The sequence below is a fragment of the Actinoplanes sp. NPDC024001 genome, assembly GCF_040638955.1.
Classification (GTDB): domain Bacteria; phylum Actinomycetota; class Actinomycetes; order Mycobacteriales; family Micromonosporaceae; genus Actinoplanes.
In genome coordinates, this window is sequence record NZ_JBEZZB010000072.1 from 36,878 (window position 1) to 49,611 (window position 12,734).

The 12,734-nt window shown below is 69.7% G+C and carries 15 protein-coding genes, 1 pseudogene and 1 riboswitch; of the genes and pseudogenes, 9 read left to right on the forward strand and 7 right to left on the reverse strand.

The window, feature by feature from the left end; genetic code table 11:
- Positions 1-107 precede the first annotated feature (107 nt).
- Positions 108-707 (reverse strand): helix-turn-helix domain-containing protein, encoded by a 600-nt coding sequence (locus tag AB0F81_RS26585; protein WP_360201458.1) that lies wholly within the window; start codon positions 705-707, stop codon positions 108-110.
- Positions 708-790: 83 nt separating this feature from the next.
- Here AB0F81_RS26585 and AB0F81_RS26590 point away from each other — a divergent pair, with 83 nt between their 5' ends.
- The 4 genes and pseudogenes from AB0F81_RS26590 to AB0F81_RS26605 all read left to right on the forward strand — a co-directional run.
- Positions 791-967, forward strand: coding sequence for a hypothetical protein (locus tag AB0F81_RS26590; protein WP_360201459.1), 177 nt, complete (start codon positions 791-793; stop codon positions 965-967).
- Positions 964-1,467 (forward strand): DUF2269 domain-containing protein, encoded by a 504-nt coding sequence (locus AB0F81_RS26595; RefSeq protein WP_360201461.1) that lies wholly within the window; start codon positions 964-966, stop codon positions 1,465-1,467. The genes AB0F81_RS26590 and AB0F81_RS26595 overlap by 4 nt, the downstream gene beginning before the upstream one ends.
- 67 nt (positions 1,468-1,534) lie before the next feature.
- Positions 1,535-1,729: a DUF305 domain-containing protein gene (locus AB0F81_RS26600; protein ID WP_360201463.1), complete on the forward strand. Its 195-nt coding sequence runs from the start codon at positions 1,535-1,537 to the stop codon at positions 1,727-1,729.
- Between the two features lie 135 nt (positions 1,730-1,864).
- A pseudogene (locus AB0F81_RS26605) lies at positions 1,865-2,149 on the forward strand (heavy metal translocating P-type ATPase); the annotation flags it as partial.
- Positions 2,150-2,161: 12 nt separating this feature from the next.
- Here the strand turns inward: AB0F81_RS26605 and AB0F81_RS26610 are convergent.
- The 5 genes from AB0F81_RS26610 to AB0F81_RS26630 form a co-directional block, all read right to left on the reverse strand.
- A complete protein-coding gene (locus AB0F81_RS26610) occupies positions 2,162-2,293 on the reverse strand; it encodes a hypothetical protein (protein ID WP_360201481.1) in 132 nt (43 codons plus the stop codon).
- 103 nt (positions 2,294-2,396) lie between these two features.
- Complete coding sequence (locus AB0F81_RS26615) at positions 2,397-2,981, reverse strand: C40 family peptidase (RefSeq protein ID WP_360201464.1); 585 nt, start codon at positions 2,979-2,981, stop codon at positions 2,397-2,399.
- A 6-nt stretch (positions 2,982-2,987) separates the two neighbouring features.
- Positions 2,988-3,164: riboswitch (cyclic di-AMP (ydaO/yuaA leader) on the reverse strand.
- 695 nt (positions 3,165-3,859) lie between these two features.
- On the reverse strand, positions 3,860-4,159 hold the full coding sequence (locus tag AB0F81_RS26620; RefSeq protein ID WP_122980656.1) for a metal-sensitive transcriptional regulator: 300 nt from the start codon (positions 4,157-4,159) through the stop codon (positions 3,860-3,862).
- 614 nt (positions 4,160-4,773) lie between these two features.
- Complete coding sequence (locus AB0F81_RS26625; RefSeq protein WP_360201466.1) at positions 4,774-5,052, reverse strand: heavy-metal-associated domain-containing protein; 279 nt, start codon at positions 5,050-5,052, stop codon at positions 4,774-4,776.
- A 47-nt stretch (positions 5,053-5,099) separates the two neighbouring features.
- Positions 5,100-5,366, reverse strand: coding sequence for a metal-sensitive transcriptional regulator (locus AB0F81_RS26630; RefSeq protein ID WP_360201467.1), 267 nt, complete (start codon positions 5,364-5,366; stop codon positions 5,100-5,102).
- A gap of 174 nt (positions 5,367-5,540) precedes the next feature.
- Between AB0F81_RS26630 and AB0F81_RS26635 the strand changes: the two genes are divergently transcribed.
- The 5 genes from AB0F81_RS26635 (at position 5,541) to AB0F81_RS26655 (ending at position 10,721) form a co-directional block, all read left to right on the forward strand.
- The gene (locus AB0F81_RS26635; RefSeq protein ID WP_360201469.1) at positions 5,541-6,965 is read left to right on the forward strand and encodes an MFS transporter; all 1,425 of its coding nucleotides are present in this window, start codon (positions 5,541-5,543) and stop codon (positions 6,963-6,965) included.
- Positions 6,966-7,094: 129 nt separating this feature from the next.
- Positions 7,095-7,781: a hypothetical protein gene (locus AB0F81_RS26640; RefSeq protein ID WP_360201470.1), complete on the forward strand. Its 687-nt coding sequence runs from the start codon at positions 7,095-7,097 to the stop codon at positions 7,779-7,781.
- A 603-nt stretch (positions 7,782-8,384) separates the two neighbouring features.
- Positions 8,385-9,434, forward strand: coding sequence for an ABC transporter permease (locus tag AB0F81_RS26645; RefSeq protein WP_360201471.1), 1,050 nt, complete (start codon positions 8,385-8,387; stop codon positions 9,432-9,434).
- A complete protein-coding gene (locus tag AB0F81_RS26650) occupies positions 9,431-10,120 on the forward strand; it encodes an ABC transporter ATP-binding protein (RefSeq protein WP_360201473.1) in 690 nt (229 codons plus the stop codon). Before AB0F81_RS26645 ends, AB0F81_RS26650 begins: the two co-directional genes overlap by 4 nt.
- Before the next feature lie 19 nt (positions 10,121-10,139).
- A complete protein-coding gene (locus tag AB0F81_RS26655) occupies positions 10,140-10,721 on the forward strand; it encodes a TetR/AcrR family transcriptional regulator (RefSeq protein ID WP_360201474.1) in 582 nt (193 codons plus the stop codon).
- Between the two features lie 375 nt (positions 10,722-11,096).
- Here AB0F81_RS26655 and AB0F81_RS26660 read toward each other — a convergent pair whose 3' ends face one another.
- Positions 11,097-12,347 (reverse strand): EAL domain-containing protein, encoded by a 1,251-nt coding sequence (locus AB0F81_RS26660; protein WP_360201475.1) that lies wholly within the window; start codon positions 12,345-12,347, stop codon positions 11,097-11,099.
- Positions 12,348-12,734 lie beyond the last annotated feature (387 nt).

Below are 12,734 nucleotides of genomic sequence, written 5' to 3' on the forward strand. Positions count from 1 at the left end.
GATCAGCTGCGGACGGGCGTCCGTGTGCACACCTTCGGGCGCCGTCCCGGCACCTGACCTGTCCAACGACCGTCAGGCATCGACCTAAAGGTGCGGGAGCCTCGTGGTCACCGTGGTGGCATCAGGCCGGACCAGGTGACCTCGAGCAGACGTTCGCGGCTGTCAGCTGACGACGACGAGTGTGCGGCCGCCAGCGCGTGCAGGCAGAAGGCGGCCAGCTCGGCTGGCGGTACATCGGTACGGGCGGCGCCTGCGTCGACGGCGTCGGCGACGACTGAGGTGACGAGTTCGTGCAGCCGCTGATGGGCTGCCGGCATGTGCGAGGCCCGGTGCAGGGCTATCGCAACCTGGGAGATCGGCCCATGGTCGCGACCGTCGTGCTCGGCATGCGCCCCGGTGCTGGACAGCCGTAGATAGGTGGCCAGCAGGGTCCGCAGCCTTTCGCCTGGTTCGCGGTCTTCCGCGGCGACGCTGGTGAGTTGGTCGAGGTGGGCGGTGACCTGACGTTCGTGCCAGGCGGCCACGATGGTCTGCACGTCGGGGAAGTACTTATACAGCGTGGCCCGGCCGATGCCGACGTGCGCCGCGATCTGCGACATGTTGACCGCCAGACCGTGTTCGGCGATGAGGGTGGCGGTGGCGTCCAGGATGGCCGCGTGCACAGTGTGGCGGTGCTGTTCGACGGTCGAGTCCCACAACTTCGGCACTCCTGCATCGTACGCATTGCCGGTCGCAACTCACTCTGTCATTCTCAAGACACTCTGTATCGCAAAACCGGGAGGGTGAGGAGATGCCAGGTCAAGAGCGGGTCCCCGAGGAGGCTATGCCGCGCTGGGTGAAGGTCTTTCTTGTCCTCGGCGTGCTGCTACTGGTCGTGATCGGGGTGGCGGTGCTGACCGGTCATGGTCCCGGTCGCCATCTGGGCCATGGGTCGGTCCCGGCTGCTGTCGACGGCGAGCCGGGGTGAGGCTGCCGGTGGGGCTGCGCCGGACGGGTCTGCTGTTGCACATCGCTGCGTCCGTCGGATGGCTCGGTGCCATTGCGGCCTCGCTCGTGCTAGCCGGCCTGGCCGTCACCGCCGACGACCCGCGCACGGTCAACGCCGTCTACCTGATCCTGGAGCAGCTCGGCTGGTACGTGCTGGTCCCGTTCGGGATCGCGAGTCTGATCACCGGGGTGACCCAGTCCCTGATCACTGTGTGGGGCCTGGTCCGGCACTACTGGGTGGTCGTCAAACTCGTGCTCACCGCGTTCGCCGTCGCCGTCTTGCTGCTATACACGCGGACTCTCGAAGCTCTCGCCGATACGGCGCGCGTCGCGGCGGACGGCGGACCGCCGATGACCGCCACCGCGTCACCACTCGTTCATGCGGCCGGCGCCGCGATCCTGCTGCTGATCGCACTGGCGCTCTCGGTGTACAAGCCCCGCGGGCTGACTCCGGCCGGACACCGCCGACGCCGCACATGAGCATGGGCTCGGGCATGGACCACGGCGCGATGCCCGGCTTGATGACCGACGCCGCCATGAAAAGCTCATGGACGCCAAGAGCGCGGCATGCGACAAGGATTTTCTGACCATGATGATCAGCCACCACGAGGGCGCGATCGAGATGGCCCGAACCGAGGTGGCGCAGGGTTCCCACCCGGAGGCCAAGGCCCTCGCGCAGAAGATCGTCACCGATCAGCAGGCCGAGATCGCCATGATGACGACCGTCCTCGCACGCCTCTGATCCCGTCGATCCGCGGACGGCCAGGCCTGACGCGCCTGGCCGCCCCGGCCCACTGGCCTGCGCGGTCGGTGTCGTACACGGTATGTGCGAGACGGCGTGGCAACTCCGCGAAACCCGGCAGAACGAAACGGATCTTTGGAAGCCGCCGCCGTGATCACCACGTGCATCCTCGCCGGCCGCTACTTCGAGGCCCGCCCCGAGCGCTGTGCCGGCGCCGCCATGCGTGCCCTGCTGGAACTCGGCGCCAAGGACGTCGCGGTGCTGCGCGGCGGCACTGAACGGCGGATCCCGGTCGCCGACCTCGCGGTGGGGGACCGGTTCGTGGTGCGGCCGGGCGAGAAGATCGCCACCGACGGTGTCATCGAGGACGGCACCTCGGCCGCCGCCGCGGGCATGCTGACCGGCGAGTCGCAACCTCTTCTGGGCCTTCGCCTACCACGTCGCGGCGCTGCCGCTGGCCGCGGCATGCCTGCTCAACCCGATGATCGCCGGAGCGGCCATGGCGTTCAGCTCGCGGTTCGCCGTCGCCAACAACTTGCGGCTGCGCCGCTTCACCAGCATCACGAATTAGTCGTACGACAGCGCCGCCTGCACCCCCGTCAAGGAAGGGTGCAGGCGGCGCTGTGTGATGTCCGGACGCGACGTGCGGTCAGTTGGGGGAACCGACTCAGACCAGGCGCCGGACCACGTAGTTCTTGCTCCAGATCTTCTGCTTGGTGACGGTCTTGCCGGTTCGCGGTGCTGCCCACATCTTGCCGCCACCGGCGTAGATGCCGGCGTGCGTGCCCTTCGTCCCCTTCCGGATGACGATGAGGTCACCGGGGCGGGCGTTGGACTTGGCGACGGCCTTGCCGTACCGCTGCTGCAGGTGGGCCTTGTGCGGCAGCTTCTTGCCAGCCGCCTTCTTGTAGACGTACATCGTGTAGCCCGAGCAGTCGAACCGCTTGGGCCCGGCCGCGCCGAACTTGTACTTCTTGCCCTTGTGCTTCGCCGCTTCGGTCATGACCCGGTTCGCGGCCGCCTTGGACTTGGCGGCCTGGGACGCCGCTGCCTTGACGGTGATGCCGGTCTGGCTGAATGCCACGTTGGTCTGTGAGGACACCTGCGTGAGTGCGACCGTCGAGGACGGCGTCGCGGCGGAGGCTGACTGCGGGGTGCCGAGCCCGCTGGTCAGAAGACCGAGACCCACGGACAGGGCGAGAGTGCCGACTCCCAGGGTACGGGCGGGCCGGCTCAGGGTACTTACGTGCACGGTGAAGGAATCCCTCCGGCACGCCTGCGAGGTTAGCTGTCGGATTCGGGCGCGAAGGTTGCCCGGCCGCACGCTGGCGGCTTCACCCCAAGGCCCTCATAGCCCGGCCGCCGCAGTACGGCGTGCCGGTCGAGGACCGATGGTGGTTCCCCCGTCCCTGCCCCCGATTGCCTCATGACTCGTCATGCTCCTCTCGCGCCGCCGGACCGGGGCAGGGCTCGGCGTGGTCCAGGTCGGCACGACCGGCGAACCTGTGCCCGCCGCCCCTCCTTGATAGCCCAGGCGGCGTCGGTTCCGGCTCCGGAAGGCGATCACGATCAGTGACGGAGGTGACGAGGTGTGTCCGATTGGAAGACCAGTGCGAGGTTTGTCGACACCCGCTGCTCATGCTTGGTCAGCCCAGAGTGCTTTTGATCTGTGAAGGGGAACACTCCGATTTGCACGCGGTTGCTGGACGTGGCCCCGGCAGAGTTCCCCGGTCTGTCGCGTCGACGAAGCCGCCGCGACGGACCTCGATGCGCACCGGTACGGCCACTCCTGCCGACAGTGCCGTTGTGCAGTCAAGCATCGAATCCCCCGCAGGACTACGAACGGCACTCATCGCCGCGGCTCTGATGCTGCTGACCTGTGCCGCGGTGCTGGCCGTTCGGAAGCGGCGGCGCCGGGCCGCGGCGGCCTCGGCGACAGCCGACCGGCGAGAGCTTTGTGCCCTACTGCGCAATGAGCGCACACCGGTCTCGGCTGCGGCCGCGCCGATCTTTACCGCACCCCACGCGGGCGGGCAGCAGCAACGCGCGGTCGGGTCGGTCGACTCGGCGCAGGCCGCGCCGCAGCTGCGAGAATGGATTGGACCCGGTCGGTAGGAACGGGTGGCCGGCTCAGGACTTCACGAGCCGGGCGATCGCCGCGCTCGCTTCCTTGATCTTGGCGTCCACGTCGCCCTCGGCGGCGGCGTGGACCACGCAATGGCGCAGATGGTCCTCGAGCAGGCCAACGGCGACGGCGTGCAGGGCGCTCTTGGCGGCCGAGATCTGGGTCAGGATGTCGATGCAGTAGGTGTCCTCGTCGACCATCCGCTGCAGTCCGCGGATCTGACCCTCGACCCGCTTCAGCCGGGCCATCAGCGCTTGTTTCTCCGCCGAGTACCCGTGTGGCCCGGCCGGTTTCGCCTCACTCATGCCGTGCAAGATACCCGGCACCGGTATGAACCCGTCTCGGCTGCGGACGCGTCCCGGCGGTGCCGCGCCCGCCGGAGTGACCAGGCGGCCACCGAGCTCGCGATGTCGTAACGTGACCCGGTTACCCGCCCCCACCAGCCGACAGCCACGCCGTGGTAGCCGTCGACCCGATACCCGATACCCGATACCCGATACCGCTACCGGGCTGTGCACCGACGTCGACACCTATCTGCGCGGCCTGCCGGTCCCCGAGCAATACCGCGACCTGGTGCACACATCCCACGACCCGCGCCTACTGGGCGCCTACGCGGCCGGTCTGCGGCCTCGCCGCCCGGCAGCAACCGCCACGACCGGCGTCACCCCACCCGGCTCGCTGTGCACAGCCGGCCACCGTCCGAGCCCGCGACGGATCCGCAGGCCGCCGACACGTGGCGGCAGGAGACATCCGACGTCCCGGGCCGATTCGCGCCCCTGGCCGCCAGCCGCCGGTTCATCACCGACCTGCGGGCACTGCTGTGACTCCGTGAGCCGCCGGGGGATGCTGCGGCGTCTGGCGGAAGGATTCACAGACACCCTTCCGCCAGACGTTCTCGCGGCATGGCTGACGCGGAGGCTCAGCGCACCAATTGATAGCCGGCTGCGGCGACGGCCGCAGCCACGCTGTCATCATCGAGCGCCGCGGCGCTGGTCACCGTGACCGCCCCGGTGGCGACGTCGACGCTGACGTCACGCACGCCGGGAACATCGGTGAGCTGCTTACTGACCCGGCCGGCGCAGCCGCCGCAGGTCATCCCGGCGACCTGATACACCGTTCGCGTGCCGTCCGGCACCGTCGCCAGTTCGGTGACCGGGGTCGTGGTGGCGCAGGCGCAAGCAGTATCGCTGCCGCACATCGGCTTCTCCTCGCTGTCGTGTGACTGGTACCGAGCCGGGGGAGCGGTCACGCCCGGACGAGCCGGGCGATGGCGTCGGAGGCTTCCTTCAGCTTCGCGTCGGCGCCCGGCCCACCGTCGCGGGCCGCGTCGACGACGCAGTGCGCGAGATGGTCGTCGAGCAGCCCGAGTGCCACGGTCTGCAGCGCCTTGGTCGCGGCGGACACCTGCGTGAGGATGTCGATGCAGTACGTCTCGTCGTCGACCATGCGCTGCAGGCCCCGGATCTGGCCCTCGATGCGGCGCAGCCGCTTCAGGTAGTAGCCGTGAGCCATGGCCCGCTCCCTCCAGCCGCCGCTACCGTACCCCCCTAGGGTATCCCAGTAAAGCGGCAGTCCAGCGCTGTGACGCGGAAGTCAATCGACGGACGCCCTTGACCCCGTATACCCCCCGGGGGTAACAATGACGCCGAACAGGATACCCCCTGGGGGTACTTAGGAGGTTCGGTCATGTCCCGCAGTCCGCACCGGTGGTGGGCACTCGCGCTCATCGCCCTCGCCCAATTCATGGTCATCATGGACACCTCGATCATCGGCGTCGCCCTACCGAAGATGCAGAACGACCTCGGCTTCACACCGAGCAATCTGTCCTGGGTCTTCAACGCCTACGTCGTCGCGTTCGGCGGCCTGCTGTTGCTCGGCGGCCGCCTGTCCGACCTGTACGGCGCCCGCCGCATCTTCGCCACCGGCTGGGCCGTCCTGCTCGCCGGATCCGCTGCCGCAGGCCTGGCCGGCACCGTCGAACTGGAGCTGGCCGCCCGGGCCGTTCAGGGGGCCGGTTCCGCGCTGATCGCCCCGTCGGCGCTGACGCTGTTGATGATGCTGTTCGGCAACCGGCCCGCCGAGCTCACCAAGGCCCTGGCCCTGTACGGGGCGGCCGCACCGGCCGGTGGTACCGCCGGGGTGTTCCTCGGCGGCGTCATCACCGAATACGTCAGCTGGCCGTGGGTGTTCTACCTCAACATCCCGATCGCCGTGCTCGCCCTGGTCGCCACCCCGGCACTCATGCCCGCCGGCGGCAACCGACCCGGCAGCCTCGATCTGGCCGGTGCGCTCACCGTCACCGGTGGCCTAGCCGCCACCGTCTACGCCATCGTCCGCGCCCCCGAGATCGGCTGGAACACCAGCCAGACGTGGCTCACCCTTGCCGGTGCCGCCGCCCTGCTGACCGCGTTCCTGGCCATTCAGGCCCGCCGCCGGGAGCCGCTGATGCGGCTCGGCATCTTCGCCAATCGCAACCTGTCGGCTGCCAACCTCGCCCAGTTGCTGCTCGGCGCGGCGTGGATCCCGATGTGGTTCTTCCTCAACCTTTACCTGCAGCAAGTCCTCGGATACAGCGCCTTCCCCAGCGGTGCCGCGCTGCTGCCGATGACCGTCCTCATCATGGCCGGCATGATCGTCCTCGCACCGCGGGTCATCGGCCGGTTCGGCACCAAGGCCACGCTGGTCAGCGGACTGGCGATGCTGGCCGCAGGCCTCGGCTGGCTCGCCCTGATCCGCCCGAGCGGCAGCTACCTGACCGACGTGTTGCCCGCCTCGCTGGTCGCCGCCCTCGGCATGGCCCTGGCCTTCATCCCGTCGCTGGGCACCGCCCTGTCCAGCGCCCGCCCGCAGGAAGGTGGCCTGGCCTCCGGCATCGTCAACACCAGCTACCAGGTCGGCTCCGCGCTCGGCCTGGCCGCCATGACCGCCCTGGCCGCCGCCCACGGCGCCGACACCCTCGGCGACCCGACGGCCCTCACCAACGGCTACTCGACAGCCCTGCTCGGCGCCGCCGGCATCGCCGCCGCAGCCGCCGTCCTAGCCGCGATCACCCTCACCGGCCGCGACCGTGCACCGGCCACGCAGCCGGACAACACGCCGGCACCCCGATGACCGGCGGGTGCTGTACCAGTGCTCCGCCGGGACCACCGGCAACAGGCCCCGGCGGAGCACCGGACCCGCAGCACGGCGCCAGCACTGCCATCGACACGTCCGTCACGCTTAGCGAAAGAGATGATCGCAATGTCCACCACCCTGGCAGTCGCCAGCCCCGTCACCATCACCGGCTCCGCCAGCCGCGCCGCCCGCGCCGGACTATGGGCACTGCCGGCCTACGCGCTGCTGTTGGGCCTGAGCACCTGGACCCACCAGCCCTCGGTCGACGACTTCGACGCCTACGCCCGCTACATCACCACTGACGTGTTCCTGATCAGCCATCTCGGCGCCAGCATCCTCGGCGCCGCACTCGCCGTCCTCGGCGTGACCGCGGTCACCACGCTGATCTCGCACGGCCGCGCCGCCCGCACCGCCGTCACCGGCCTGGTGCTGACCACCGTCACCAACGTGTTCCTGGCCGCCACATTCGGCAGCGCCACCTTCGTCCAACCCGGCATCGGCCGTGCCCACCTCGATGGCACGCCCGGCATGCCGGCCCTCAACGCCGACACCGCCTACGGCCCCACCTTCTTCGCCGTAGCCCTGACCGCCACGTTCTTCCTCATCGTCTCCGCGGTCGTCCTCGGCACCGCGATCGCCCGTACTGACCGGCGACTGCGCTGGCACGGCGTCGCCTACGCCGTCCTGCTCCCGGCCTTCGCCGTCACCGGCTTCGCGTTGCAGGCAGCCCAGCCGTGGACCGGCTTCACCCTCGCCGCCGCGACCGCTGCCCTGGCCGTACGCCTGCCTAGGCTCCAACGGCGTCAGCCGTGACGGCCGAATCCCGCCGACGCCTTCGAGGCCCGCCCACCGCACGGTGGCGCGGGCCTCGCCGGTGGGCGAGTTCCGCAATCAGCTCTCGGCCGCGACTATGTCGTTGGTGCGGGGGCGGCGAGGATCGACTGCACCGTGGCGGTCACGATCCGGGCGGCCCGCGCCCGCGTCGAGACGGGCAGGCGGATCTCCTCCGCGGGCACTGGCGGCAGGACCTCGGGAGCAGGTCGAAGATCGCTGTATCGCCTGCGGCTGCCGTCTTCAGCCGATCGGCCCACAGCAGGCCGTCGCCGACGTGGCGCCCCAGCGATTCGTTGACGACCTTGACCCGTCCACCCTGTCGATTGCGTCCAGCCGTGGCCCGCTCTGCCAGGACAGCCCTCCGCAGGCCAGCAGTTGGTAGCTGCGGCAGCGGTCGCCCTCGGAGCGGGTGCGGACCAGACCGTGGCGGTCCACGTCCCGCTCGCCGATGGGATGCCCCCGCCCCAAATCTTACCGACGCTGCGTCGGTATAGTTACCGACGCCTTGTCGGTAAGCTTGTTGGGGGAGCCATGTTCCTGGCGTTGCGCGAGCTGCGGTTCGCGCGTTCGAGGTTTGCGTTGATGGGCGCGGTGGTGGCGCTGATTGCGGTGCTCATGGTGCTGTTGTCCGGGCTGTCGACCGGACTGGTCAATGACGGTGTATCCGGGCTGCGGCAGCTGCCGGTCACCGCGTTCGCCTTCGCGGACGGCACCCGCGCGGACGGCGCGTTCTCGCGCAGTGTCATCGACGCCGGCCAGGTGGAGACCTGGCGAGCGCAGCCCGGCGTGGAGGCGGCCGAGCCGTTCGGCAACACATTGGTCAACGCGCACAGCGGCGCCGGCGCGCCGGTCGACCTGGCCCTGTTCGGCGTGCGGCCCGGCTCGTTCCTGGACCCGGTACCCGCCAGCGGAACGCGACTGGGCAGCGCCGACGGGATCGTCGTGTCCAGCACCCTGCTCGACGCGGGGCTGCGGCTCGGCGACAAGATCATCATCGACCGGCTCGGCGTCGAACTCACCGTGATCGGGGCGACCGCCGATCAGCGTACGTTCGGGCACGTCGATGTGGCCTACCTGCCGCTCGACACCTGGCGAAAGATCCACACCGGCGCCGACGGCGAGGCGACCGCCGTAGCGATCAAGACCCGCGACGGTGCCACACTGGACCTCGCCGCCGGGGACAGCGCGGCGCGCACCACCAGCATGACGCTCACCGACGCCTTCGCGACCTCACCCGGCTACAGTGCCGAGACTTCAACCCTGACGCTCATCCAGATCTTCCTGTACGCCATCTCCGCCCTGGTCGTGGGCGCGTTCTTCACCGTCTGGACCATCCATCGCCGTCACGAGCTGGCCGTGCTGCGAGCGATCGGCGCGTCCCGGGCGTACCTGCTGCGCGACGGCCTCGCCCAGGCACTGCTCATCCTGCTGGCCGCCTGCGGAACCGGTGTGCTGGCCGGAGTCGGTACGGGTGCCCTCGTGGCCGGCGGGGACGTGCCGTTCGCCCTGGAGACTCCCGCCGTCCTGACCGCGGCCGCCCTGCTGATCATCCTCGGCCTGCTCGGCGCCGCCACCGCCATCGTCCGTATCGCCACGGTGAACCCGCTGGCCGCCCTGGGAGCACAACGATGAAGTCCGCCGAGACCGTGACCCGCACCGGACTGCACCTGGCCGGGGTGACCCTGCGCCTCGGCGATGGCGACGACACCATCACGGCGCTGGACACGGTCAATCTGACCGTCGCGCCCGGCGAACTGGTGGCGGTGGTCGGACCGTCCGGCGCCGGAAAGTCCAGCCTGCTCGCCGTCGCAGGCGGGCTCACCCTGCCCGACGACGGCACCGTCACCATCGACGGCAACGACCTGGCCACCATGAAACCGGCGGCGCGGACCGCCTACCGGCGCGAGCACATCGGCTTCGTATTCCAGAGCGGCAATCTCATCCCGGCGCTGACCGCAGTCGACCAGCTGCTCCTCATCCAGCACCTCAACCGGCGCCGCGCCGGGAGGCGCGACGCCGAGCAGAGGCTGGCCGAGGTCGGGATGGCCGGAAAGGCGCACCGGCGCCCACACCAGCTCTCCGGCGGTGAACGACAGCGCGTCGGCATCGCCCGCGCCCTGATCGGCGGTCCGTCGCTGCTGCTGGCCGACGAGCCCACGGCCGCGCTCGACCGGGCCCGTAGCCACGAGGTGGTCGAACTGCTGGCCCGCGAAACCGAACGCGCCCAGGTCGCGACCGTCATGGTCACCCACGACACCGACGTGCTCCAGCACTGTGACCGGGTGGTAGAAATGGTCGACGGAAAGCTGTCCGGCTAGGCGACCCGAAGGAGGCACGGTGCCGCGCATCTCGGCGCCCACCGTCGCCGAGCACCGCGCCGCCAAGCATCGCGCGCTGCTCGACGCGGCCCGTGCCATCCTCGCCGAAGAACCAGGTACCGCCCCGTCGCTCGCGGCGGTCGCCGGCCGCGCCGGACTGGCCCGCTCTTCGGCATACGAGTACTTCCGCTCCCGCCAGGACCTGCTCGACGCCCTCATCCAGGACGTCTTCCCCCGCTGGTCGAGGCGAGTGACCGATGCGATGGCCACGGCCGGTGAGCCGGGCGCACGCGTGCTGGCGTACGTCGACACCAACCTCGCACTGGTCGCCGACGGCGAGCACGCCGTGGCTCGGGCCCTCGCTGCGATCACGCCCGGCCAGCAGCTCGACGACAGCAGCCGCACCATGCACGAACAACTGTCCCAACCCCTGCTCGACGCGCTGCGGGCGATGGACCTGCCCGACCCGGCCACCACCGCCGAAATGATCAACGCGATCGTCTACAGCGCCTCCAGCCTCATCGAAGCGGGCGGCGACCCTGAGGGCATCCGCAACCGAGCCGGAGAGCTCCTCGGCCCCTTCCTCAAGAACAGTGGATGAGCGTGCTCACCGTCCTGCGCCACGCGGCAGGAAAGCTGTTGGTCGTGACTGTGATGAGGCCACCGCGAACAGCGCCGTCCGCCCCGGCAACGCTCGATACGTCCGCTCCCACCTTCGGCCACCGGCCCGGCGGACGTTCGCATCCCCTCTCCTCGGTACACCCGGCAGGGTGATGAACTCGGCGGGCTCCGCTACCGAGAGGCAACCAAGCCGTGCAACTCCGCCGCCGGACCGGCGTGGTCAGCGAGGCCGGGCCTCTTTCCGGTGAGCCGCCCGTCCCGGAGTGGTTGTACGGCCAACAGTCGACCGGCGGCGCGGGATCGATGGTTCAGATGCGGTCGACGTGGAAGTTGTGTTCTGCGGGGCGGCGAGCCATCAGAACGCGAGGTCCGGTGGAAGTTGCGGACGCCGAGCGTCAGGACGATCGACCCCGTCGGCGAGGCGGCCGGGGCCGAGGCGGCTGAGCAGCACGCGGGCCACGTCGGCGACAGCGGGCAGGCGATCCAGGAACACCAGGCGTCCCGAGGCGGACTCGACACATAAAGCGGCGCTGCCGTACGCGGGATCGATGACGGCGACGGCGGATTCGCCCGGCACCGGATCGTCGAGCATGATCACCGAGCGGGTGTGGGCGGATGCGTCGGCCAGCAACCTTGTGAACGCCGGCGCATCCGTCTCATCGGCCGACATCACGATCACTGCGTGAGAGCCGGCGGCAACCAGGTTCCGCAGTCGGGCCAGGGCTGCCGTCATCTGGGTCGCCGACCCGCTGACGACCCGACCGTGACCCGACGCCACCTGAAACGGGGTGCCCCGGGCCTGGTGAAAACCCGGACGTGGCGGCGGCACCTGGGCCGCCGCGGCCGGGTCGAACCGGTGCGTCACCTGCCCCATCGGCGCCGGCCGGCCGAACAACCAGCCCTGCCCCCACCGCGCCCCCAATCGGCGGGCGGTGACCAGGTCGTCCTCGGTCTCCACGCCCTCGGCCAGGACCACCGCCCCGGTACGCCGGGCCTCCGCCGCGACCGCCGTGCACACCGACCGGGTGTGCTCGGTGTCTGGATCGCGCAGTAGGCTCATGTCCAGCTTGATCACCTCCGGCTCCAGCACCGGTAGGAACGCCAGCGACATCGGGTCGACCCCGACGTCGTCCAGGGCGATGCCATTACCGAACTCGTGGACGATGCCGGCAAGGTGCACGAGAACTCCCGGCGAGGTGGGAAGCGCCCGTTCGGTGTACTCGAGGATGTAGCGAAACGGCAGTCCGTTGCCCACCATCTCGATGACGCGCGATGACACCGGCTGGTCCAGCACGGCCGGTTCGGCATTGATGAACAGCAGCGGCGGCGGTGCGGAGGCGACGACCGCGCATTCCAACGCCCGTTCAAAGCACAGCATGTCCAGCTCGGCGAGCAGTCCGGCCTCATGAGCGGCGGCGAACAGCCGGTCCGGAAACTCCAGCTCGGTGCCGGCCGGTCCGCGGGCGAGTGCCTCCAGCCCCACCACGAGCCCGCTGGACAGGTCGACGATCGGCTGAAAAAGCGGCGTGACCATCCGGTCACGCAGCACCTCGGCAATGGCCGCGGTGGCCCGCACGTGAATAGCCCGCATCGCCTCAACCTTCAATCGGTACTGTCATTTGGTCCTATCGGTCACCGGCGGTCATTGCTGAACGCGACACGTCCCGGCTGGTCGTAGCCTTCAAGGCCTTGAGCTCATCTGATTGCGGCGCTGCCTACGGATAGAAGGTCAGGGATTTGTCCCAGGAGCAGCGCATACGCGGGGCGATGACGATCAGGCCGAGCGCGGCGGTGATCGGTTCGTACAGTTGCAGTTGTGGCCGGAGGCGGGGCGCCCGGTGGGTTTTGACGGCCTGCGGGACGTAGTAGGACAGCAGTTGACATCCTCTCCGCCCTAATACTGCTACGGCGGTTCGTAGCTTCCGAGCGTGCTGAGTCGTTTGCGGTAGTGGGAGTCACGGGATCGTTGAAGGCAGCGGCGGCGGAAGGTTGA

What these genes read in the sequence shown, in the direction of transcription:
- AB0F81_RS26590 (WP_360201459.1), top strand. Translation starts at nt 791, where the DNA reads ATGCCAGGTCAAGAGCGGGTCCCCGAGGAGGCTATGCCGCGCTGGGTG.
- AB0F81_RS26600 (WP_360201463.1), top strand. Translation starts at nt 1,535, where the DNA reads ATGGACGCCAAGAGCGCGGCATGCGACAAGGATTTTCTGACCATGATG.
- AB0F81_RS26620 (WP_122980656.1), bottom strand. Translation starts at nt 4,159, where the DNA reads ATGAGTGAGGCGAAACCGGCCGGGCCACACGGGTACTCGGCGGAGAAA.
- AB0F81_RS26625 (WP_360201466.1), bottom strand. Translation starts at nt 5,052, where the DNA reads ATGTGCGGCAGCGATACTGCTTGCGCCTGCGCCACCACGACCCCGGTC.
- AB0F81_RS26630 (WP_360201467.1), bottom strand. Translation starts at nt 5,366, where the DNA reads ATGGCTCACGGCTACTACCTGAAGCGGCTGCGCCGCATCGAGGGCCAG.
- AB0F81_RS26635 (WP_360201469.1), top strand. Translation starts at nt 5,541, where the DNA reads ATGTCCCGCAGTCCGCACCGGTGGTGGGCACTCGCGCTCATCGCCCTC.
- AB0F81_RS26640 (WP_360201470.1), top strand. Translation starts at nt 7,095, where the DNA reads ATGTCCACCACCCTGGCAGTCGCCAGCCCCGTCACCATCACCGGCTCC.
- AB0F81_RS26645 (WP_360201471.1), top strand. Translation starts at nt 8,385, where the DNA reads ATGGGCGCGGTGGTGGCGCTGATTGCGGTGCTCATGGTGCTGTTGTCC.
- AB0F81_RS26650 (WP_360201473.1), top strand. Translation starts at nt 9,431, where the DNA reads ATGAAGTCCGCCGAGACCGTGACCCGCACCGGACTGCACCTGGCCGGG.